Here is a 19,929-nt window from a genome sequence, read left to right on the forward strand (position 1 = left end):
TCCAAGAACCCGGCTAAAAGCCGATAATCCATCGCCCCGATCTCCATCAGAAGACCGAAACCGGCACCCACAAAAGCAGGAGGATCTCGCCGTTGCAATCCCCATCCAGCGCATAACCGCCAAACTCAGAGACTGCGAAACCATCGCCCGGCAGCTTGTCGCCGCCGCGTCGGTGGAGCGCTTTCTAGCCAACCCCAACCAACCAGTCAACCAGTTTTTTTCATCCGCTCGCTTTTTTATTCAGCAGCAACCAAACCGCTAAACCCAAGCAAACCAAAACCCGGCCAACCATCCCGCCTAATCACCAGAACCCAGATCTAAATCCAGACACCAGCAACCCAACAGGGGCAATAGTCAATTCCACTTGTCCGAAGGGACAGACCCTTCAAAGAACCTCGGCAATACTGAGAAATCCCAGAACCACCAATCCCAACAACTGCGAAACCATCAGGCACCGCCGTCGTGGGAGGCGCTGTATAGGCGCACAAGAACAGAAGGGCAAGCGGTTTTTTCAAGGGACGGAGATTTTTTATGCAGCCCCATCCAGTTCCTTGAACACGTGCGACGCGGCATGGAAGGCGCTGTTGGCTGCCGGTACGCCGCAATAGATGGCGGCCTGGAGGATCACCTCCTTGATCAGGTCGCGCGACACGCCGTGGGTCACGGCCGCGCGGACATGCATCATGAATTCCTCTTCCCGGTTCAGGGCGATCATGGTGGACAGCACCATCAGCCGGCGGGTCGTATGGTCGATGCCGGGCCGCGTCCAGATCTCCCCCCAGGCATAGCGGGTGATGAGGTCTTGGAATTCGGCGGTGAAGTCTGTGGTGTTGGCGATGGCACGATCGACATGTGCATCGCCCAGGACGGAACGGCGGGCTGTGAAGCCCAATGCCTTGCGGTCGGCTTCATCCATGATCTCAATCCTTCAGGAAAGACAGCAGGGCGGCGGTGAAAGCCTCTGCCTGCTCCACATTCGATAAATGCGCCGCGTCCAGTTCCACCAGCCGGGCGCCAGGGATGGCATTCGCCAGTTCATGGCTCTTGGCAAGCGGGGTGGCAGGATCCTGGCGACCGCCAATGACCAGGGTGGGCACCGGAATGCGCGGCAACGAGGCACGCTGGTCCATGTCGCGCACCGCGGCACAGCAGGCCGTATAACCCTCCACCGGCGTCGCATGCAGCATGGCGGCGATAGGGGCGATGGCTTCCGGATGGGTGGCGCGGAAGCCATCGGTGAACCAGCGTTCCACGACGCCATTGACGATGGCGCCCATGCCCTGCGCCCTCACCAAGGCGATCCGGGCGTTCCACGGTTCCGCCGGGGCCATTTCAGCGGCCGTGTTGCACAAGACCAGATGTGACAGCCGGTCGGCTGCATTGGCCCCCAGCCATTGCCCCACCATGCCGCCCTTGGACAGGCCGACGAAGCGCACCTTCTCAATCCCCAGCGCATCCAGCAGGCCGACAGCATCGCGGCCCAGCAGATCAATGCTGTAAGGACCGGCGGGCGCATCGGACAGGCCATGGCCGCGACTATCATAGCGCAGGACGCGGAAATGCTGGGTCAGGGCGGGCATCTGCGGCGCCCACATCTCCATATTGGTGCCCAGCGAGTTGGACAGCAGCAGGATGGGCGCACCCTCCGGCCCATCCAGGCGCCAATGCAGGCGGGTCCCGTCGGCCAGGGTTACGAACTGGGCCATTACATCATCTCCCGCTCATAGGTTTTCAGCACACGGGAAATGAAGTCCGTGGCCGATCCCAGGTAATTTTCCGGTCGCATCAACGCCGCCAGCCGTTCAGGCGGCAGGTGCGGGGTGATAGCAGCATCGGCAATCAGTTCTTCCAGCAAGCCATGGCCGGCGGCGACGGCGCGCTTGCAGGCCGCTTCCACAAGCTTGCCCGCATCATGACGGCCCGATGCCTCGGCCAGAGCCTGGGTCACGGCTTCCGCCATCATCAACCCGTCGGTCAGGTTCAGATTGGCGCGCATGGCATCCGGGTCCAGTTCAAGGCCGGACAGGGTCTCCGCCATATGGGCCATGGCACCGGATGTCAGGGCGAAAAGCTCTGCCAGCACCGGCCATTCGGCATGCCAGCCGCCGACACCGCGCTCCTGTTCCTGCACCATGGCGGTGAACAGGGTGGCGACCAGGCCGGGCGCGCGATTGGCCGCCGATAAGGCAATGGTGGTGCCGACGGGGTTGCGCTTGTGCGGCATGGCGGATGATCCGCCCTTGCCGGCGGCGGCCGGCTCGAACGCTTCTGCCACTTCCGACGACATCAGATGGGCGATGTCGCGCGCGATCTTGCCAAGACTGCCGGTGAGCAGGCCCAGGGCCGCACCTAGATCGGCGATCCGGTCGCGCTGGCTGTGCCAGGGCGTGTCGGGCAGGGTCAGTGACAGGGTGATGGCCAGGGCCTTGGCGACATCCAGTCCCTGCCCGCCCTGGCTGGCCAGCGTGCCCGCCGCCCCGCCAAATTGCAGGACTGACATCGCCTTGCCGGCATCGCCCAGGCGGGTACGCACACGCAGCAGCATGGACAGCCAGCCGGCGGCCTTCAGCCCGAACGTGATGGGCAAAGCCTGCTGCCACAGGGTGCGACCGGCCATGGGGGTCGTGGCGTGGCGCCGCGACAGGTCGGCCAGCGCATGGATGGCGCGGTCCAGATCGGTCAGCAGCAGCGCCACGGCGTCGCGGGCGCGCAGGACAAAGCCGGTATCGATAATGTCCTGGCTGGTGGCGCCGCGATGCACATGGCGGGCAGCGGCTGGATCGGTCGCCGCCACCTTGGCGGTCAGCGCCTTAACCAGCGGGATGGCCGGATTACCTGCCAGCGCCGTGGCCCGGCCCAGTTCCGCGATATCATAGAGATCAGGATTGCAGGCGGCATGGATCGGGGCCAAGGCGGATGCCGGTACCATGCCGATGCTGGATTGGGCCGACGCCAAAGCTGCTTCCACCCGCAACATGGCGCCCAACACCACCCGGTCATCGAACAGGGAAGCCATGGCGGGCGTCTGGAACAAAGGCGTGAACAGGGTGGAAGTCATGCGATAACCATATGATGGAAGAGCGGCAGCTTACTCCCTTCCGTCATCCCGGCGAAAGCCAGGACCCAGGGGCCCCAGGATCAAACCGCAACATTGTCTGATCAAAGCAGCCGAAAGGTCGGGCGGTCCCGGCTTTCGCCGGGTGGGTCCTGGGTCCCGGCTTTCGCCAGGATGACGGGGGCGGAAGCATCAAATGTCGAAGAATACCGTCTCCCCTTCGCCCTGCAGGCGGATATCGAACAGGTACTTCCCCTCCCCCGCCGGCACCGCCAGCAAGGTGGCGCGGCGATCCGCAGGAACGAGGTCCAGGATTGGATCTTCACCGTTGCTGGGCTCATCCGCGAAATAGATGCGGCTGACCATGCGCTTGATGATGCCGCGTGCCATGACGGAAATGGCGATATGCGGTGCCTGCAGGCTGTTGCCGGGGCCAGGAACACGGCCGGGTTTCACCGTACGGATGGTGAAGACGCCGTCCGCATCGGTCGCGGCGCGGCCGAAACCAATGAAATCCTGGTCCAGCGCCACTTCCACGCGGGTATCATCAGGGCTGTCATAGCGACCGGCAGCGTTAGCCTGCCACAGTTCCACGAACCCGTCGGGGATGGGCACGCCATCGCCATCGAACAGGGTGCCGGTGATGGTCACCACCGCGCCCTTCGCGGCCCCGCGCGGCTGGTCGTTCGGGTTCAGCGTGTAATGGCCATCGGGCAGCAAATCCATCCGCGCGCCGGCTTCGCCCTTGCCTTCCACCAGATCGGCACCGCCCTTCCAGGGCAGGGCATAGTGGAAATAGGGGCCGACAGTCTGCCAGGGTGTTTGTCCGCTCATGGATCAATCCTCCATCGGCGTGGCATCGCGACCGCGCAGCACAATATCGAAAATGAAAGAAAGCGCGAAGGCTTCCTGCGTCGTTTCGATATCGAACCGGCTGATCATGCGCGGCAAGGCAGCGGCGGGCACGGCATTGGCAATCGGGTCCAGCGGGATCAGCGGATCGCCGGGGAAATACATCTGTGTTACCAGCCGCGTGGCGAAGGCCGGCCCCATCAGCGAGAAATGGATATGGGCCGGGCGCCAGGCATTGTAATGATTGCCCCAGGGGTAAGCACCGGGGCTGATGGTCAGGAAGCGATAGCGTCCCTGATCATCAGTGATGACCCGGCCCGACCCGGTGAAGTTCGGGTCCAGCGGGGCGTTCCACTGGTCCTTTTTATGGATGTAACGACCGGCGGCATTGGCCTGCCAGACCTCGACAATCGTGTTGGGCACGGGCCGTCCATCCTCGTCCAGTACGCGACCGGATACGACGATACGCTGGCCGATGGCCTCCCCCTTGCCAACCTTGGTCAGGTCGGCCAGGGCCGGCCCCATCAGCCGGTCCCAGCGACCGGCAGGGCCGGTCAGTTCCGTCAGGGTCTGAGGAATGGAGATCAGCGGCTGATGCGGTGACCGCTTCACCGTGGATTTATAATCGGGGGACAGCAACGCTGGATGCGCGCCCTCCTCCTCCCTGTTATAGGGCAGGATCAAAGTCATTCACCGTTCCTCCCTTAAATTTTTTCAATGGCGAGTGCCAGCCCCTGGCCGACGCCGATGCACATGGTGACCAGGGCGCGCTTGCCGCCCGTCTTTTCCAGCCCCCGCAGCGCCGTCAGGGCCAGCCGCGCGCCGCTTGCCCCCAACGGATGGCCCAACGCGATGGCGCCGCCATGCGGGTTGACATGAGGGGCCATCGGGTCGACGCCCAGCGTGCGCAAGGATGCGATCACCTGCGCGGCAAAGGCCTCGTTCAATTCGATCAGGTCGAAATCACCGATGGTCAGGCCCAGCTTGTCCATCAGCTTCTGTGAGGCCGGCACCGGGCCGACGCCCATGACACGCGGTTCCACGCCGGCCGTGGCCATACCCAGGATGCGGCCACGCGGGGTCAGGCCATGGGTTTTGACGGCAGTTTCCGAGGCGATCAGCAAAGCCACCGCCCCGTCATTAACGCCGCTGGCATTGCCGGCCGTGACACTGCCGCCGGGGCGGACCACGGGTTTCAGCTTAGCCAATGCCTCCGCCGTCGTATCGGCACGGGGATGTTCATCCACGCTGACGATGGTCGGCTTGCCCTTGGCGTCCAGAACAGTCACCGGGGTGATTTCGCCTTCGAAATAACCCTCAGCCTGGGCCTTGGCGGTCCGTTGCTGGCTGGACAGGGCGAAGGCGTCCTGATCGGTGCGGCTGACCCCATGTTCGACGGCCACATTCTCTGCCGTTTCCGGCATGCTATCGGTACCGTAACGTTCCTTCATCGCCTTGTTGATGAAGCGCCAGCCGATGGTCGTATCCTCGATCTGGGCGCTGCGCTGGAAGGCGCTTTCGGCCTTGCCCATGACCAGGGGTGCGCGGGTCATGCTTTCCACGCCGCCGGCGATGACAAGGTCGAGCGCGCCTGCAGTGATGGCACGCGCCGCCGTACCCACGGCATCGGCACCCGACGCGCAGAGACGGTTGATGGTGGTGCCTGGGACTGACACAGGCAGGCCTGCCAGCAATGCGGCCATACGGGCCACATTGCGGTTATCTTCGCCGGCCTGATTGGCACAACCGAGGAACACTTCCTCAATAACGGCCGGGTCGAGGCCGGGATGGCGGGCCAGCAGGGCCTGGATCACCTGGGCCGCCATGTCATCGGGCCGCAGGCGGGAGAGCGCGCCGCCGAAGCGGCCGATGGGGCTGCGGATGCCGTCGCAGATATAGGCGTGGCTCATGCTGCCACCTCCACCCGGAAGGCAGCACCCGTGGCCGCCGTGATCTGTTCCACCGTGACGCCGGGCGCCAGTTCGATCAGGGCCATGCCGCCATCGCCATCCTTGTCGATGGTGAAGACGCCGAGATCCGTGATGACCATATCCACCACACCGGCACCGGTCAGCGGCAGGGTGCATGCGGGCAGCAGCTTGGAGCCGCCATTCTTGTCCTGATGGTCCATGACCACGACGACCTTTTTGACCCCAGCCACAAGGTCCATGGCACCACCCATGCCTTTTATCATCTTGCCGGGAATGGTCCAGTTGGCCAGATCACCATTGCCGGCCACCTGCATGGCACCCAGCACCGTCAGGTCGATATGGCCGCCGCGGATCATGGCGAAACTGTCCGCGCTGCTGAAATAAGAGGAGGTGGGCAGTTCCGTAATGGTCTGCTTGCCGGCATTGATCAGGTCGGCATCCTCCTCCCCCTCAAACGGGAACGGCCCGATGCCCAGCATGCCATTTTCCGACTGCAGCATCACCTGCATGCCGTCGGGGATATAGTTGGCGACCAGCGTCGGGATGCCGATGCCGAGGTTCACATAGAAGCCGTCGCGCAATTCACGCGCCGCGCGGGCGGCCATTTCATCACGGGTCCAGGGCATGGGTCAGACCTCATTGCTGGCGGCCGGACGCGGCCGCGTGGTGCGCTTCTCGATCAGCTTGGCATAGGCCGCGCCCTGGATGACGCGATCGACATAGATACCGGGCGTATGGATATGGTCGGGATCGAAGCTGCCCACGGGCACGATCTCCTCCACCTCCGCTACCGTCACCTTGCCGGCGGTCGCCATCACCGGGTTGAAGTTGCGCGCCGTCTTCCGATAGATCAGGTTGCCTTCCGTATCGGCCTTCCAGGCCTTGACGATGGACAGGTCAGCGCGCAGCCAGGTCTCACGCACATAGCGCTTGCCCTCAAATTCCTCCACCGGCTTTCCTTCCGACACGACGGTACCGACACCGGTGGCGGTGTAGAAGGCGGGGATGCCGGCGCCGCCAGCGCGGATGCGCTCGGCCAGCGTGCCCTGCGGGTTCAGTTCCAGTTCCAGTTGGCCGGAGATGTAAAGCTGTTCGAACAGCTTGTTCTCCCCCACATAAGAACTGATCATCTTCTTGATCTGGCCATTATTCAGCAATTGCCAGAGGCCGAAACCATCAGCACCGCAATTATTGGAAATGATGGTCAGCCCCTTGACGCCCGCCTCTTTGATGGCGGGGATCAGGTTTTCCGGGTTGCCGGACAGGCCGAAGCCGCCCGACATGATGGTCATGCCGTCAAACAGCAGACCGTCCAGCGCCGACTTGGCGTCGGGATAAATCTTGCCAGCCATTTCAATAGGTTCCTGACTTGTAATGGATGGGGGCCTTGCTCAATGCAGCGGCAGGCCCACGTAATTTTCCGCCAGCGACTGCTGGGCCGCGTGAGAACCACGCAGATAACCCAATTCGGCCATCTGCATGCGGCGACCGAAAGCGTCGGTATCGGGGAAGCGGTGCATCAGGCTGGTGAACCACCAGGAGAAGCGTTCCGCCTTCCAGACGCGGGCCAGCGCGCGGGCTGAATAGGCATCGACCCCGGCGCTGTCACCCTTGTAGAAATCGATCAGCCCTTCCGCCAGATAGGCAACATCGGTGGCGGCAAGGTTCAAACCCTTGGCACCGGTGGGCGGCACGATATGGGCAGCGTCACCAGCCAGGAAAAGCCTGCCATGGCGCATCGGCTCCGCCACAAAGCTGCGCAGGGGGGCGATGGATTTCTCAATCGACGGGCCGCGCGTGACGCGGGGGGCCACATCCGGCCCCAGGCGCAGACATAGCTCATCCCAGAAGCGTTCGTCCGACCAATCCTCCACCTTCTCGCTGTTCGCCACCTGCACGTAATAGCGTGACCGGGTTGGCGAACGCATGGAGGCGAGCGCGAAACCGCGCGCGTGGCTGGCATAGATCAGTTCATGATCACAGGGCGGCACATCGGCCAGCACGCCCAGCCAGCCGAACGGATAAACCCGCTCGAAAGTCTTCAGCACATCGGCCGGGATGCTGGCCCGCGCCACGCCGTGGAACCCATCACAGCCGGCGATGAAGTCACATTCCAGCCTCTGGTCCACGCCCTGATGCTGCCAGGTGACGACCGGGCGGGTGCCCGCAATCTCATGCAGGGCGACATTTTCCGCCTCAAACACCAGGGGAATGCCCCGGTCCAGGGCGGCGGTGATCAGGTCGCGCGTCACCTCTGTCTGGCCATAGACCATGACGGATTTGCCCGTCAGCGCGGCCATGTCAATCCGCATGCCCTCGCCATCGGCAGACAAGGCAAAGCCTTCATGCGGCAAGCCTTCGCGATCCATGCGATCATGCACGCCGACCTGGCGCAGCAGATCCACCGTCACCTGTTCCAGGATGCCGGCACGGATGCGGCTTTCAACATAGGCCCGGTCACGCCGCTCCAGGATCACACATTCCACACCCGCCTTGTACAAAAGATGGGCCAGAAGCAATCCTGCGGGGCCGGCACCGATGATGGCGACTTGAGTGCGCATCATCCCTCTCCTCCCAAGCATTATTTTGATCTTTCCGTGCGATTCACGGTTCAAATGAGGCCATTTGAACCGATCACACTCTTGCTGTTGAGCGGATGATAGCCTGGGCGAACCATTGGCACAGGAGACGCATCCATCAAAAAATTGGATTTTTCATCGCCACTTTGCCATGCTGCACCGCATGGTCAGAAAAGCCCGCAATCCCGTGCCCCGCTTCTTCCTGTACGGGGAGGCAGAGGCCAAGGCAGATGAACATTTCATCCACGCCGAAACCCTGGAACGGCGCAGTCAGCCCAATGGTTGGCAAATCCAGCCGCATGCCCATGCCGACCTGAACCATGTCTTCGTCATTTCCAGCGGCGGCGGGGAGTTGCTGGCCGGCGGGGAGCGGGAGAGCTTTACCGCCCCTTGCCTGCTGCTGATCCCGGCAGGTGAAGTGCATGGATTTTCCTGGGATGCCGCCAGCCAGGGGCACGTCGTCACCTTCGTCGATCCCATCCTGCGCGGCCTGGCGCGGCGGGAGGCCGGGTTGGCCGATCTGTTCAGCAATGCCGCCGCCGTGCCCTTGAACGAGGGCGGCGCTGATTGCCTGCGCCTTGCCCGGCTGCTGGAAGGGGAAATGACGGGCGGTCGCGTGGGCCGGTCGCTGCTGGTAGAAGCTGCACTGACGGCCCTGCTGGTCCATGCCTGGCGGGCGGCCCGCCTGTCAGCGGGCGGCAGCGGCGGCGCACGGGGGCCGCGTGCTGCCCTGGTGGCGCGCTATCGTGATCTGATCGAAGCGCATTGCCGTGCCGGCTGGGGCATCGCCCGCTTCGCAGAGGAACTGGGCGTGACCCCTGGCCGGCTGCGGGCGGCCTGCATGGCGGTGACCGGCCATCCGCCTATTGATCTGCTGCATGACCGGCTGCTGGCAGAGGCCAAGCGCAGCCTGCTTTACAGCGACCTGGGCGTGGCAGAGGTGGCATTCGACCTGGGCTTCACCGATCCCGCCTATTTCAACCGCTTCTTCACCAGCCGGGTCGGCTGCTCCCCCGGCCGCTTCCGCCAGGGGGCAGCGGGGTAAGCTTACGGCTCCACCCTGATATCCACCCGTCGGCGGGAGGTTTCGGTCAAGCCGTCAAAGGCGGGGTCGGCCAGCGGGGCGGGGTTTTCCCGCCATTCCAGGCTCACCTTGTCCGCCGGCACCCCCAGCCCAACCAGCCAGAGCCGGGCCTTTTCCGCCCGGCGCCGGGCCAGATCGGCTGGTTCCGCCAGGGTTTGGCCGGACAGGGTGAAAGGCTGGGTCTCGGCATAGCCGATGATCCGCACCGTGCCCCCGGCCGCCTTGGCATAGGTGGCGGCATTGACCAGCATCCAGTCGCTTTGCTGATACACGGCGAAGTCACGACCGAAATCGAAGGGGATGGGAAACAGCTTGGCCGTGTAAGGCGGCGGCGGCGCCGGGTCCGGCGCATAGAGCGGACGGATATTGCGCGGCGGCAGCACGAAGCGCCGACCGGGGAACCCTTCCGCCGGGATCATGGCGCGGGTGCATGCCATCTCCGGCAGGACGGACACGCGCACCGGCTCCAGCAATGGGGCGCCACAGGCATTATCTTGTTTCTCGGCGATGCGCCCTTCCACCAGCACCCCCATGGACCAGTCGGGTTTGGTGGCCGATGGGGTTATGTCGAACCGGCGGCCGGTTTCCCGTTCTTCCGCCAGCCAGCAGCCGGATTTACGCCCGGCATCGGTGTCACGATAGACCGGGCAACTGACAAAGCGCACCGCTTCTGCGGCAGAAATAGCGGGGGTGAGCGCCAGAAGGGCCAGCAGGGAAGGGATTAATCGCCGCATCAAAGCGCCCCCATCAGATTGACCAGATCGCGCTTTTCCTGCTCGGTATAGCCGATATTGTAGCGCCGCTCGTAATAATCGATCACGGCGCGCAGGTCGCGGGCGGAACCGTTGGCGAAATAGGGCGCCCGACCGGTCAGCCCGCGCAGGGTCTGCAAGGTGATTTTGCCCACATCGGCACAGAGTCCCGTGGTCAGGGCATAGCCCGGATCATGGGTATGGATGACGCGGCCATAATGGGGATGCGGTTCGCCCTTGCAGGTGACGCGGAACAGCGGCAGATGCGGCTGCGGGTCGGCGAACGGCATGTTGGTGGTGCCCAGATCGACCTGACCGGGGGCCACATCCATGCCCATCTGGCTCATATTATGGCAGAAGACGCAGGAATTGCGGACCGGGTTGCCGAACCCGACGGGGGAATTGATGCCGGCGCTGTCGGTGATCAGGAACATCTTTTCCCGGAAGATGCGCGCCCCGCGCGCCACGGATTCCCGATAGGCCCGCTGTTCCGGACTGATATCCGCATCAGCGGGGATTTTCTCCCAGGCGGCAAACTCGCTGAAGACCGCCATGCCCTGGCTGCCCAGGCGCCCCGGTTCCGACCGGGCCAGGGTTTCCGGTCCGCCCCTGGCGCCGCCTTCATCCAGGTCACCGCCGATACGGTCCTGCTGCCGCGCCACGAACAGCCGCAGCTCAAAATCCAGGATCTGCCGCTGTTCCTCGGCCGTCAGCCCCTGACGCAGCCCCAGATGGGTATGGGCGGCATCCTGCATCTGCGCTTCCAGCGACAAAACCCGGCGGTCGGACAGCAGGTTGCCCGACACCATCTGGCCGGTGGCAGGATCGATGGGCAACGGCTCCCCCACCTTGGGATCAATGGCGAAACCCATGGCCAGGATATATTTGAAATTGGCCACCGGACGCGGCCGGCGGAAGACGGAGACGCGCGGCGCCTCCGCCGCCATGCCCCAGCTCTTGGAAGCGTTGCAGCCGGTCGGGTCGCGCACCAGTTCCAGGGTAAAGTCAGGCTCCACCCGCTGGCCGGCGGCATCCACCGGCGGCCAGGGCCGGGCGATACGGATCAACCCATGATCCAGCAACAGGGAATGGGAGGCGCGCTCCCCCTGCGGCAGATCGGGACAGTTGCTGCCATCATAGGCGGCGAACAGCGGGTCCTTTCCGTCCGTCTCCGCCCAGCGCCGCCGGGCGGTTTCGGCAGACAGGCTCATCCCGTCGGAAGGCTGGTGGCAGGTGACGCAGGCACGGCCATCGTCACCCTTCGGCTCGAAGAACGGGTGGCCCTTCGTCTGCATCGGCCCGCCCTCCAGCAACAGGCGGGTGGTGCCATCACCGTCCACATCATCCAGTTGCGCGGGGAACGGCGTACCGTCACCCGGCGACCACCAGACAGCCCCCTGCCCTGCCGCCGGAAGGCTGAGCGCCCCCAGCATCAGCAGGGACAGGAACGCCCCGACAGAACTGCCTCGCATCCCATCCCCTCCCGATCAGAACCGATAGGTCAGGCGGCCGCCATATTGCCGGCGGGCGCCATAGATGAGACCGCCATCAGCGGAGGAAGAGTTCTGAAGCTGGCTGGCAATATAGGTTTCATCAAACAGGTTGGTGACAAACAGTTCCAGGCGCACGCTGTCCGTCGGGTCGATGGACAGACGCGCATCCACGACATCGCGCGACGGCAGGATCGTCACCGCGCTGGGGAACGGCGTCGCGTGGCTCTGGCCCGTATGCGACCATTGCAGGCGCGGCGTGATGGCTGTGTCGCCGGCCAGGAACTCGTACTGGATGCCGGCATTGATCGTCCATTCGGGGGAGAAGGGCAGCGTGCTGCCTTTGGTCACCAGTTCATTCCGGTTGGCGACCGTGTTCTGCAGCACCGTATCCTCGGCAAATTCGGCATTGAGATAGCCAAGGCCGAGATTGAAGCCCAGGCCACCGAAGCGGCCTTCCAGTTCCAACTCACCACCCATGGATTCACCCGAAGCCGCGTTCTGCGTCAGGGGCAGGCCATTGGCCAGCGAGGCAAGCTGGATATCCTTGTAATCGGCATAGAACAGCGAACCATTCAGCCGCAGCCGGCGGTCCAGCAGGGTTGTCTTCCACCCGGCCTCATAAACCAGGTTGGTTTCCGGGCCGAAGGAGGGGCTGGAGGCCGGCAGATTGCCGCCGCCCGCCTTGTACCCCTTGGACAGGCTGGCATAGAGCATCGTGTTGTCGCTGAGATGGTAATTGGCGCCCAGCTTGCCGGTCAGTTCCTTGGAGCTGAGCTTGCTGACGCCGGTGCCGCCGGCGGACACGATGCGGTCATAGGTCTGATCATCCCAGGAGTGACGACCACCGACGATCAGTTCCAACTGCTCCGTCGCGAAGTAATTCACCTGCCCGAAGACAGACTGGGACTTGTTCTCCACCTTGGAGACGATGGTGGAGGTGGAGGAGACGAAATCCACCGTGTTGTTATTATCGCGCAGCACGGACAGGGGAATATCTTCATCCATCCGGAAGGCGCCCACCACCCAACTGAGCGGCCCGTCATCGGTGGAGACCAGGTTCACTTCGTTGATCAGGGTGCGGATGGTGGTGTCGGTGAAGCCGATACGCCCGACATTGCCAGCCGGCGGGCGCGGGCGTGCCGTGGCGGTGCGGTCACCATCGGTCTGGTCGGTGGTGCTGCCATCCTGCCAGGAGGTCAGCGCCCGTAGATCGACACTGTCACTGATCGCCCATTTCACTTCACCTGACAGGCGATACCCTTCCTGCTTCAGATAGGATATCGCGTCTTCCTGAATGATGTAGGGATTGCTGCTGACCGTGTCGTTGCGACGCTTGACGGCGTTATTATCGCTGTCACTGTTGAAATATTCGCCACGCAGATTGATGCGCAGGGTGTTGGCATCATTGCGCAGCGCGATATTGATACGCGCGCCTTCCAGATCAGTAATGCCGGGGGAACTGGGGCTGGGACCGATATTCTTGGTAAAGCTGTCGCGCTTGTCGCGCACGCCGGCAACGCGGATGGCGACATTGTCGCCGACAGGGATATTGACCGCGCCGGTGGTGCGGAACCAGTCAAAGGAACCGATGGTCTGGTCGATGAAGCCGCTGACCTCCCCGAAAACCGGTTCCGGCGTGCGGACATAGATGGCGCCGCCGGTGGAATTCTGCCCGGTCAGGGTGCCCTGCGGGCCGCGCAGCACTTCCAGCGAGCCGATATCGTAGAAGGACTGGCTGATGAACTGCTCATGCGGGATCAACTGGCCGTCAATATAATAGGCGACACCGGGGCTGGAACTGGGCGCCGTCTGGGCGATGCCGACACCACGGATATTCACATAGGTCGAGCGGTTGACCTGATTGATCGAGATCGAGGGCGAAACCTGCTGGATATCGGCCAGATTGGCGACACCCTTGCGCATGATCTCTTCCCCTGACAGGACAGTCGCGGAGATCGGCACATCCTGGAGGCTCTGGGTCCGGCGCTCCGCCGTCACCACAATTTCTTCCAGGACAGGATTTGTTTCGGCCTGGGCCCAGGCTGACGGGGTGATGGCTCCCCCTGCCAATATCAGGGTAAGCAGCCGCGCTGCCGGACGCGATGCCAGCTTCTTCATGGAATTTCTCCCTTGGGACGGCCCGCGACGCATGCTGCGTCGAGCAGGCTCTTTTTTATTGAGCAATCCAATGATACGGCATCAATAACCGTAATGCAATATAACAGGTGATGTTACCAACTATTTTCTGTAGGCGTCGAACCATAGAAAAAGGCCCGTGAAGGGGCACTTCACGGGCCTTTTTCGTTACCGGCTATAACTGATTTCAGCCTTCTATATATCGGCCCCGGATCGTCATGATCGACACGGACAGCCCGGCAGCGACCACCACCGGCACCATGGACAAGGCCACCCCGGACGGGCCCAGCCCCTGCCCCAGCAGGTGACCCGCCACCAGGGGGCCGGCGATGGATCCCAGCCGCCCCACGGCGATGGATGCGCCTGTGGCGAGCCCACGCACATTGACCGGATAATAGAGCGGGATCACGCCATAGAGGGAATATTGCGCGCCCAGCAGGAAGAAGCCCGCCAGTCCGGCCAACACCACCACTGGCACCAGCGTCTCTGCGCCCGCAAGGCCGAACATGGCCAGTGCCAGACAGGGATATGCCGCGATAATGGGAATGCGGGGCCCCAGACGATCAACCAGAATGCCGATCCCACAGGCACCGATGATGCTGCCGACATTGAAGGCGAAGGCAGCACCTGCACCGCCGACCGCACCCAGCCCCTTGGCCGCCACCAGGGAAGGCAGCCAGTTCAACAGCAGATACAGCACCAGCAGCGTCATCCCGAAGGTGAACCAGGCCAGCAGCGTGATCAGCAGGCGCCCCTCACCAAACAAAGCCTGCACCGGGTCCGGCCGTGTCGTGGACACAGCCGCCGGAACCCGGCTGTCCGGCATCAATTTCGCCATAGCGGGCAACAAGGCCAGCGGCAGCAGGCCGCCAGCCAGGAAGATGCTGTGCCAACCATAGCTTTCCAGCAAAGTACCGGCGAACAAGGCGGCCAGCGCACCACCGGCCGGCATGCCGCTGAACATCAAGGTGATGGTACGTGTCCGACGTTCCGGCGGCGCGATTTCCAGCGCCACGGCAATCAGGCTGGGCATGGCCGCGCCCATGCCGGCGCCAGCCAGGAACCGGTAAACACCTAAGGAAACCGGCCCCGTCGCCACCACGGTGGCCAGGGTGAACAGGCCAAAAATGGCGACGCAAACCATCAGCAGGCCTTTGCGCCCCATCCGGTCCGCCAGCCAGCCGCCGGTCAGGGCGCCCACCACCAGCCCGGCCATGCCGCCGCCAAAGACCAACCCGGCCTGCGATGGCGTGAGGCCGAGTTGCGGAATCAGGTAAGGAGCCGCCACCCCAATGGCCTGGATATCGAATCCTTCCAGCAGGGTGATCAGAAAACAAAGAAACAGGGTGATGCCGCCGCGCGGCGCGGCGTGGGCCGGAACGCCCATGAATAACCTCCCTTATCCCGCCCCTTTTTGGGGCTTGTCAGACGATCTGTGGTCAAGCATAAGTTATTTTGTTATAAAACATAATCATTATTTTTTCGGTTGGTTCACACGCCAGCCGGTTTCCGCCGGCTCCCCGAAACACAGGCGTCTATCCAGCATTTCCGCCCCGTCGGGGAATTTTCCAAAAGCCGTTCAAAGGCCTCTTGTTGATTCCTCCACGACATGTTATGAATCATAACTAATAAAAGTTCATGGGAGGAGAATGGCGATGAACGCCCAGACCGATACCGCCCTGCTGATTGGTGGTGAAAGCCGCCCCGCCCAGGACGGGCGCAGCTTCGCACGCAACAACCCGCTGACGGGCGACGTGGCAACAATAGCCGCCGCCGCCAGCGCACAGGATGCAGCGGCAGCGGCCGAAGCAGCGGCAGCCGCCTTCCCTGCCTGGTCCCAGACCGGCCCCAATGCCCGTCGTGCCCTGCTGCTGAAGGCAGCCGACGCACTGACCGCCCGTATGCCCGACTTTATTGCCGCCATGGCCGCCGAAACCGGCGCCACCGCTGGCTGGGCCGGCTTCAATGTCACGCTCGCCGCCTCCATGCTGCGCGAGGCGGCCTCCCTCACCACCCAGATCAATGGCGAGGTGATCCCGTCGGACAAGCCGGGCTGCATCGCCATGGCCGTGCGTCAGCCGGTGGGCGTCATCCTGGGCATCGCCCCCTGGAACGCACCCGTCATCCTGGGCGTGCGTGCCATTGCCACGGCACTGGCCTGCGGCAATACGGTGATCCTGAAGGCGTCGGAACTGTGTCCGCGCACCCATGCGCTGATCGGCAGCGCCCTGGTGGATGCGGGCCTGCCGCCCGGCACGGTCAATGTCATCACCAATGCACCGGAAGATGCCGGCGCCATTGTCGGCGCGCTGATCGATCATCCGGCCATCCGCCGCATCAATTTCACCGGCTCCACCCGCGTCGGCCGCATCATCGCGGAACGGGCCGGCCGCAACCTGAAGCCGGCCCTGCTGGAACTGGGCGGCAAGGCGCCTTTCCTGGTGCTGGACGATGCCGATCTGGACGAAGCCGTGAAGGCAGCCGCCTTCGGTGCCTTCTTCAATTCCGGCCAGATCTGCATGTCCACCGAACGTATCGTCGTGGACAGCACGGTGGCCGATGCGTTTGTTGAGAAATTCGCCGCCAAGGCCGCCACGTTGGTGGCTGGTGACCCCCGCGAAGGCAAGACGCCGCTGGGCTCCGTTGTTGACCCGCATGCGGTGACCAGCATCCAGGCGCTGATTGATGACGCCATGTCGAAGGGGGCCAAGCTGTACCAGCCGACCGCCACCAAGGGCACATGCATGTCGGCCGCCATCCTGGACCATGTGACACCCGCCATGCGCATCTATGGTGAGGAAAGCTTTGGTCCCGTCACCACCATCGTCCGGGTGGATGGGGAAGAAGCGGCGATCCGTACCGCCAACGATACCGAATATGGCCTGTCGGCTGCCATCTTCACCCGCGATGCCGCACGCGGCCTTCGGGTGGCGCGGCGCATCCAGTCCGGCATCTGCCACGTCAATGGCGCCACCGTGCATGACGAAGCGCAAATGCCGTTCGGCGGTGTCAAGGATAGCGGTTATGGCCGGTTCGGTGGCAAGGCCGGCATCGATGCCTTTACCGAGTTGCGCTGGATCACGCTGGAAACACAGCCTGGGCATTTCCCGATCTGACTTTCATCAGGAACACTAAAATGACCACCGATACTGTTGCTTTCGATGTCGTGGACGGCATCGCCTGGGTCCGTTTCAACCGTCCCGAAAAGCGCAACTGCATGAGCCCGACCCTGAACCGCCGCATGATGGAGGTTCTGGACGAGCTGGAATTTCGTGACGATGTCGGCGTGCTGGTCCTGTCCGGCGAGGGCACGGCCTGGTCCGCCGGCATGGACCTGAAGGAATATTTCCGCGAGACGGAAGCCAAGGGCCTGGGCGCCACACGGCAGGCGCAGCGGGAAAGCTATGGCTGGTGGCGGCGCCTGCGCTGGTATCAGAAGCCGACCATCGCCATGGTCAATGGCTGGTGCTTTGGCGGCGGCTATGGCCCGCTTTATTCCTGCGATCTGGCGATTGCGGCGGAAGAGGCAAAGTTCGGCCTGTCTGAGATCAACTGGGGCATCCTGCCCGGCGGCGGCGCCACCAAGGTGGTTGTCGATCTGATCCCGATGCGTGATGCCATGTATCACGCCATGACGGGTGAAGCGATCGACGGCAAGAAGGCCGCCGAGTGGCGGCTGGTGAATGAGGCCGTGCCGCTGGCCCAGTTGAAGGACCGCGTGACGGAAATCGCCAAGGTGCTGCTGGAAAAGAACCCGGTGGCGCTGAAGGCGACGAAGGATGCCGTGCGCCGGGTCAAGGAAATGACCTACGACAATGCCGAGGATTATCTGGTCCGCGCGCAGGAAGCAGCCAATTCCTACGATAATGACGGGCGCAAGGAAGGCATCCGTCAGTTCATCGACGAGAAGAGCTACAAGCCCGGTCTCGGCGCCTATAAGCGCGGGTGACCCCATCCTCCCTTGATCGTGATCGATCAAGGGAGGTGTCATCTTCTCTCAGCGCCGGGCGCTGCCATCCGGCAGGTTGGTATAATACCCAACCGCCAAGGGTTTGACCCTTGGCGGTTGGGAGGTCGGCGACCGCCGACCCGCGCCACATGGCGCGTAGCCAAGGGCGCGAATGCGCCCGCCCGGCGCCTGAGGGAGCGCAAAATCTCCCTGGATCGGCCACGATCAAGGGAGATCAGTATAGCAAGTGGGGATGGCGCGAAGGTCGCTTCGTCCCGTCCCTGCCCCTCCCGGCCCCCTCCCTATAAGGAAAGTCGGCAGCCATGACCGCGCCTTTCCATTACCAGCCGATGCCTGATCCGGTTGCCTTCCAGGCCGGGGCGCAGCCGGACAAGCTGGCCATGGTCGATCTGACCAGCGGCCAGCGCTTCACCTATGCCGGCCTGGACCGCGCCATCAACCAATGTGCCGGCTGGCTTGCCGACCGGCTGGGTGAACCTGCGGGCCAGCGCGTCGCCGTGCTGGGCCGCAATGATGCCGCCATGCCCATCCTGCATCTGGCGGCAGCCCGGCTGGGTGTGATCTTCGTGCCGTTGAACTGGCGCCTGACCGTGCCGGAACTGGCCTTCCAGATCGGCGATTCCACCCCGACCCTGCTGCTGGCCGACAGCGATTTTCTGGACACGGCCAAGGCCGCCGCCCAGGACACCGCCACGCAGGTGCTGCATCTGGGTGATGCGGCCTCCCTCTGGGCAACCCTGCCGCCCGTCCGTCCCGCGCGCATTCCGTCCGCCGATCAGCCTTCCACCCTGCTTTATACATCCGGCACGTCGGGCCTGCCCAAGGGCGCGCTGCTGACGGAAAGCAACCTGTTCTTCACGACGGTCAATTTCAGCCTGATGAACCGGGTGACGGCAGCGTCCACCGTGCTGTGCGACATGCCCTTGTTCCACATTGTGGGGCTGGTCACCATGGTCCGCACGCCCTTGACCCAGGGCGCCACCCTGCTGCTGTCCCGCGGCTTTGACCCGGCCACCACCCTGTCGCGGCTGATGGACCCGGATCTGGGCATCACCCATTATATGGGTGTGCCGCAGATGGCGCAGACCCTGCGCCAGCACCCCGATTACCAGGCCGAAAGGCTCCGGGGGCTCGTGGCGCTCTGCACCGGCGGGGCTCCCATGCCGGCGGCCCTGACCCAGCGTTTCAGCGATGATGGCATCACCATCGCCGATGGCTATGGGATGAGCGAGGCCGGCACCGTGCTGGGCGTGCCGATCAATGACCGGCAGCGCATCCTTGCCAAGGCCGGATCGGCGGGCATCCCCGGCCCCACCGTCAGCCTTCGGCTGGTGGATGATGAGGGGTGCGACGTGCCTGAAGGGGCGGTGGGGGAGCTATGGATCAGCGGCCCCAACCTGTCGCCCGGCTATTGGAACCGCCCGGACCTGCCCACCCTGGCCCAGCAGGGCGGTTGGCTGCGCACCGGCGACGCGGCGCGGCGGGACGCGGACGGCTTCTACTATCTGGTCGACCGCAAGAAGGACATGTACATTTCCGGCGGTGAAAATGTCTATCCGGCGGAAATCGAGGCCGCGATCCTGGAATTGGACAGTATCGCTGAAGTCGCGGTGATCGGCGTGCCCGATGAACGCTGGGGCGAAGCGGGCTGGGCCTATATCGTTGTGCGGGCGGGCCACGCCCTGACAGCGGAACAGGTGACGGCCCATCTGGAAGGCCGTGTTGCCCGCTACAAACGCCCCCAGCGCGTCATCATCACCGATACGCTGCCCCGCACCGGGTCCGGTAAAGTGCAAAAACATATGCTGGTGCGGCAGGCCCTGGCGGATAATACCAATCCGCCTTGAGTTTGACTCATGGCGGATTGGTATCGGCGGCGACTGCCGCCGCGCGGCTTGTGCCGCGTTAGCCAAGCCAACATATGTTGGCGCCGGCGCCTGAGGCCGTCGAAGGGTTGACCAAGGGTCAATCATTCGACGGATTGGTACAACGTGCAAAAAACATCATGATTTTCTCGAAATCAGCGAAGCGGGCGGCTACCCTGTCACCCGCAATCCAACAGGCTTACGGAAACGGA

At 63.6% G+C, this 19,929-nt stretch carries 18 protein-coding genes; 5 read left to right on the forward strand and 13 right to left on the reverse strand.

From position 1 onward, the window contains the following. Positions 1-262, forward strand: a 262-nt coding sequence (locus G473_RS30915) for a hypothetical protein (RefSeq protein WP_210163382.1), incomplete at its 5' end; no start/stop codon positions are given. A 267-nt stretch (positions 263-529) separates the two neighbouring features. Here G473_RS30915 and pcaC read toward each other — a convergent pair. From pcaC to pobA, 9 genes are all read right to left on the reverse strand, one after another. Further along, entirely contained in the window at positions 530-916 is a 387-nt protein-coding gene (pcaC, locus tag G473_RS0122120) for a 4-carboxymuconolactone decarboxylase (protein ID WP_029014898.1), read from the reverse strand. Positions 917-920: 4 nt separating this feature from the next. Then, positions 921-1,706 (reverse strand): 3-oxoadipate enol-lactonase, encoded by a 786-nt coding sequence (pcaD, locus tag G473_RS0122125; protein WP_029014899.1) that lies wholly within the window; start codon positions 1,704-1,706, stop codon positions 921-923. After that, positions 1,706-3,058: a 3-carboxy-cis,cis-muconate cycloisomerase gene (gene pcaB / locus G473_RS0122130; RefSeq protein WP_029014900.1), complete on the reverse strand. Its 1,353-nt coding sequence runs from the start codon at positions 3,056-3,058 to the stop codon at positions 1,706-1,708. Before pcaB ends, pcaD begins: the two co-directional genes overlap by 1 nt. Positions 3,059-3,247: 189 nt before the next feature. After that, positions 3,248-3,889, reverse strand: coding sequence for a protocatechuate 3,4-dioxygenase subunit alpha (pcaG, locus tag G473_RS30920; protein ID WP_029014901.1), 642 nt, complete (start codon positions 3,887-3,889; stop codon positions 3,248-3,250). Between the two features lie 3 nt (positions 3,890-3,892). Continuing rightward, entirely contained in the window at positions 3,893-4,597 is a 705-nt protein-coding gene (pcaH, locus tag G473_RS30925; RefSeq protein WP_029014902.1) for a protocatechuate 3,4-dioxygenase subunit beta, read from the reverse strand. Positions 4,598-4,611: 14 nt separating this feature from the next. Further along, complete coding sequence (gene pcaF, locus G473_RS0122145; protein ID WP_029014903.1) at positions 4,612-5,817, reverse strand: 3-oxoadipyl-CoA thiolase; 1,206 nt, start codon at positions 5,815-5,817, stop codon at positions 4,612-4,614. Beyond that, positions 5,814-6,464, reverse strand: a complete 651-nt coding sequence (locus tag G473_RS0122150; RefSeq protein ID WP_029014904.1) for a 3-oxoacid CoA-transferase subunit B — start codon at positions 6,462-6,464, stop codon at positions 5,814-5,816. The genes pcaF and G473_RS0122150 overlap by 4 nt, the downstream gene beginning before the upstream one ends. A 3-nt stretch (positions 6,465-6,467) precedes the next feature. Continuing rightward, complete coding sequence (locus tag G473_RS0122155; RefSeq protein WP_029014905.1) at positions 6,468-7,190, reverse strand: CoA transferase subunit A; 723 nt, start codon at positions 7,188-7,190, stop codon at positions 6,468-6,470. Positions 7,191-7,229: 39 nt separating this feature from the next. Then, positions 7,230-8,402 carry a 4-hydroxybenzoate 3-monooxygenase gene (gene pobA / locus G473_RS0122160; protein ID WP_425411590.1) on the reverse strand — a complete coding sequence of 391 codons (1,173 nt, stop codon included), beginning with the start codon at positions 8,400-8,402 and terminating at the stop codon, positions 7,230-7,232. A 178-nt stretch (positions 8,403-8,580) separates the two neighbouring features. Between pobA and G473_RS0122165 the strand changes: the two genes are divergently transcribed. Then, a complete protein-coding gene (locus G473_RS0122165) occupies positions 8,581-9,462 on the forward strand; it encodes a helix-turn-helix domain-containing protein (protein WP_035709058.1) in 882 nt (293 codons plus the stop codon). Positions 9,463-9,464: 2 nt separating this feature from the next. Here G473_RS0122165 and G473_RS0122170 read toward each other — a convergent pair whose 3' ends face one another. From G473_RS0122170 to G473_RS0122185, 4 genes are all read right to left on the reverse strand, one after another. Then, the gene (locus G473_RS0122170) at positions 9,465-10,235 is read right to left on the reverse strand and encodes an OmpA family protein (protein ID WP_035708982.1); all 771 of its coding nucleotides are present in this window, start codon (positions 10,233-10,235) and stop codon (positions 9,465-9,467) included. Further along, entirely contained in the window at positions 10,235-11,725 is a 1,491-nt protein-coding gene (locus G473_RS0122175) for a hypothetical protein (RefSeq protein ID WP_210163383.1), read from the reverse strand. Before G473_RS0122175 ends, G473_RS0122170 begins: the two co-directional genes overlap by 1 nt. A 15-nt stretch (positions 11,726-11,740) precedes the next feature. Next, on the reverse strand, positions 11,741-13,864 hold the full coding sequence (locus G473_RS0122180) for a TonB-dependent receptor (RefSeq protein WP_029014910.1): 2,124 nt from the start codon (positions 13,862-13,864) through the stop codon (positions 11,741-11,743). A 205-nt stretch (positions 13,865-14,069) separates the two neighbouring features. Beyond that, entirely contained in the window at positions 14,070-15,269 is a 1,200-nt protein-coding gene (locus G473_RS0122185; protein WP_029014911.1) for an MFS transporter, read from the reverse strand. 268 nt (positions 15,270-15,537) lie between these two features. On the opposite strand from G473_RS0122185, the gene G473_RS0122190 reads away from it, so the two are divergent. The 3 genes from G473_RS0122190 to G473_RS28355 all read left to right on the forward strand — a co-directional run bounded on the left by G473_RS0122190 (position 15,538) and on the right by G473_RS28355 (position 19,699). Next, a complete protein-coding gene (locus G473_RS0122190; protein WP_035708985.1) occupies positions 15,538-16,998 on the forward strand; it encodes an aldehyde dehydrogenase in 1,461 nt (486 codons plus the stop codon). Positions 16,999-17,018: 20 nt separating this feature from the next. Further along, complete coding sequence (locus tag G473_RS0122195; RefSeq protein WP_029014913.1) at positions 17,019-17,831, forward strand: p-hydroxycinnamoyl CoA hydratase/lyase; 813 nt, start codon at positions 17,019-17,021, stop codon at positions 17,829-17,831. A gap of 323 nt (positions 17,832-18,154) precedes the next feature. Further along, a complete protein-coding gene (locus tag G473_RS28355) occupies positions 18,155-19,699 on the forward strand; it encodes an AMP-binding protein (protein ID WP_035708988.1) in 1,545 nt (514 codons plus the stop codon). Positions 19,700-19,929: the final 230 nt, after the last annotated feature.

This window comes from Niveispirillum irakense DSM 11586, from assembly GCF_000429645.1.
GTDB classification, from domain to species: Bacteria; Pseudomonadota; Alphaproteobacteria; order Azospirillales; family Azospirillaceae; genus Niveispirillum; species Niveispirillum irakense.

Excerpts from the sequence above, each read along its gene's own strand:
- G473_RS0122175 (WP_210163383.1), bottom strand. The coding sequence starts at position 11,725 with ATGCGAGGCAGTTCTGTCGGGGCGTTCCTGTCCCTGCTGATGCTGGGG.
- G473_RS0122195 (WP_029014913.1), top strand. The coding sequence starts at position 17,019 with ATGACCACCGATACTGTTGCTTTCGATGTCGTGGACGGCATCGCCTGG.
- G473_RS0122155 (WP_029014905.1), bottom strand. The coding sequence starts at position 7,190 with ATGGCTGGCAAGATTTATCCCGACGCCAAGTCGGCGCTGGACGGTCTG.
- G473_RS0122170 (WP_035708982.1), bottom strand. The coding sequence starts at position 10,235 with ATGCGGCGATTAATCCCTTCCCTGCTGGCCCTTCTGGCGCTCACCCCC.
- pcaD (WP_029014899.1), bottom strand. The coding sequence starts at position 1,706 with ATGGCCCAGTTCGTAACCCTGGCCGACGGGACCCGCCTGCATTGGCGC.
- G473_RS0122180 (WP_029014910.1), bottom strand. The coding sequence starts at position 13,864 with ATGAAGAAGCTGGCATCGCGTCCGGCAGCGCGGCTGCTTACCCTGATA.
- pcaC (WP_029014898.1), bottom strand. The coding sequence starts at position 916 with ATGGATGAAGCCGACCGCAAGGCATTGGGCTTCACAGCCCGCCGTTCC.
- pcaG (WP_029014901.1), bottom strand. The coding sequence starts at position 3,889 with ATGAGCGGACAAACACCCTGGCAGACTGTCGGCCCCTATTTCCACTAT.
- G473_RS28355 (WP_035708988.1), top strand. The coding sequence starts at position 18,155 with ATGACCGCGCCTTTCCATTACCAGCCGATGCCTGATCCGGTTGCCTTC.
- pcaF (WP_029014903.1), bottom strand. The coding sequence starts at position 5,817 with ATGAGCCACGCCTATATCTGCGACGGCATCCGCAGCCCCATCGGCCGC.
- pcaH (WP_029014902.1), bottom strand. The coding sequence starts at position 4,597 with ATGACTTTGATCCTGCCCTATAACAGGGAGGAGGAGGGCGCGCATCCA.
- G473_RS0122150 (WP_029014904.1), bottom strand. The coding sequence starts at position 6,464 with ATGCCCTGGACCCGTGATGAAATGGCCGCCCGCGCGGCGCGTGAATTG.
- pcaB (WP_029014900.1), bottom strand. The coding sequence starts at position 3,058 with ATGACTTCCACCCTGTTCACGCCTTTGTTCCAGACGCCCGCCATGGCT.
- G473_RS0122185 (WP_029014911.1), bottom strand. The coding sequence starts at position 15,269 with ATGGGCGTTCCGGCCCACGCCGCGCCGCGCGGCGGCATCACCCTGTTT.
- G473_RS0122190 (WP_035708985.1), top strand. The coding sequence starts at position 15,538 with ATGAACGCCCAGACCGATACCGCCCTGCTGATTGGTGGTGAAAGCCGC.
- pobA (WP_425411590.1), bottom strand. The coding sequence starts at position 8,402 with ATGATGCGCACTCAAGTCGCCATCATCGGTGCCGGCCCCGCAGGATTG.
- G473_RS0122165 (WP_035709058.1), top strand. The coding sequence starts at position 8,581 with ATGGTCAGAAAAGCCCGCAATCCCGTGCCCCGCTTCTTCCTGTACGGG.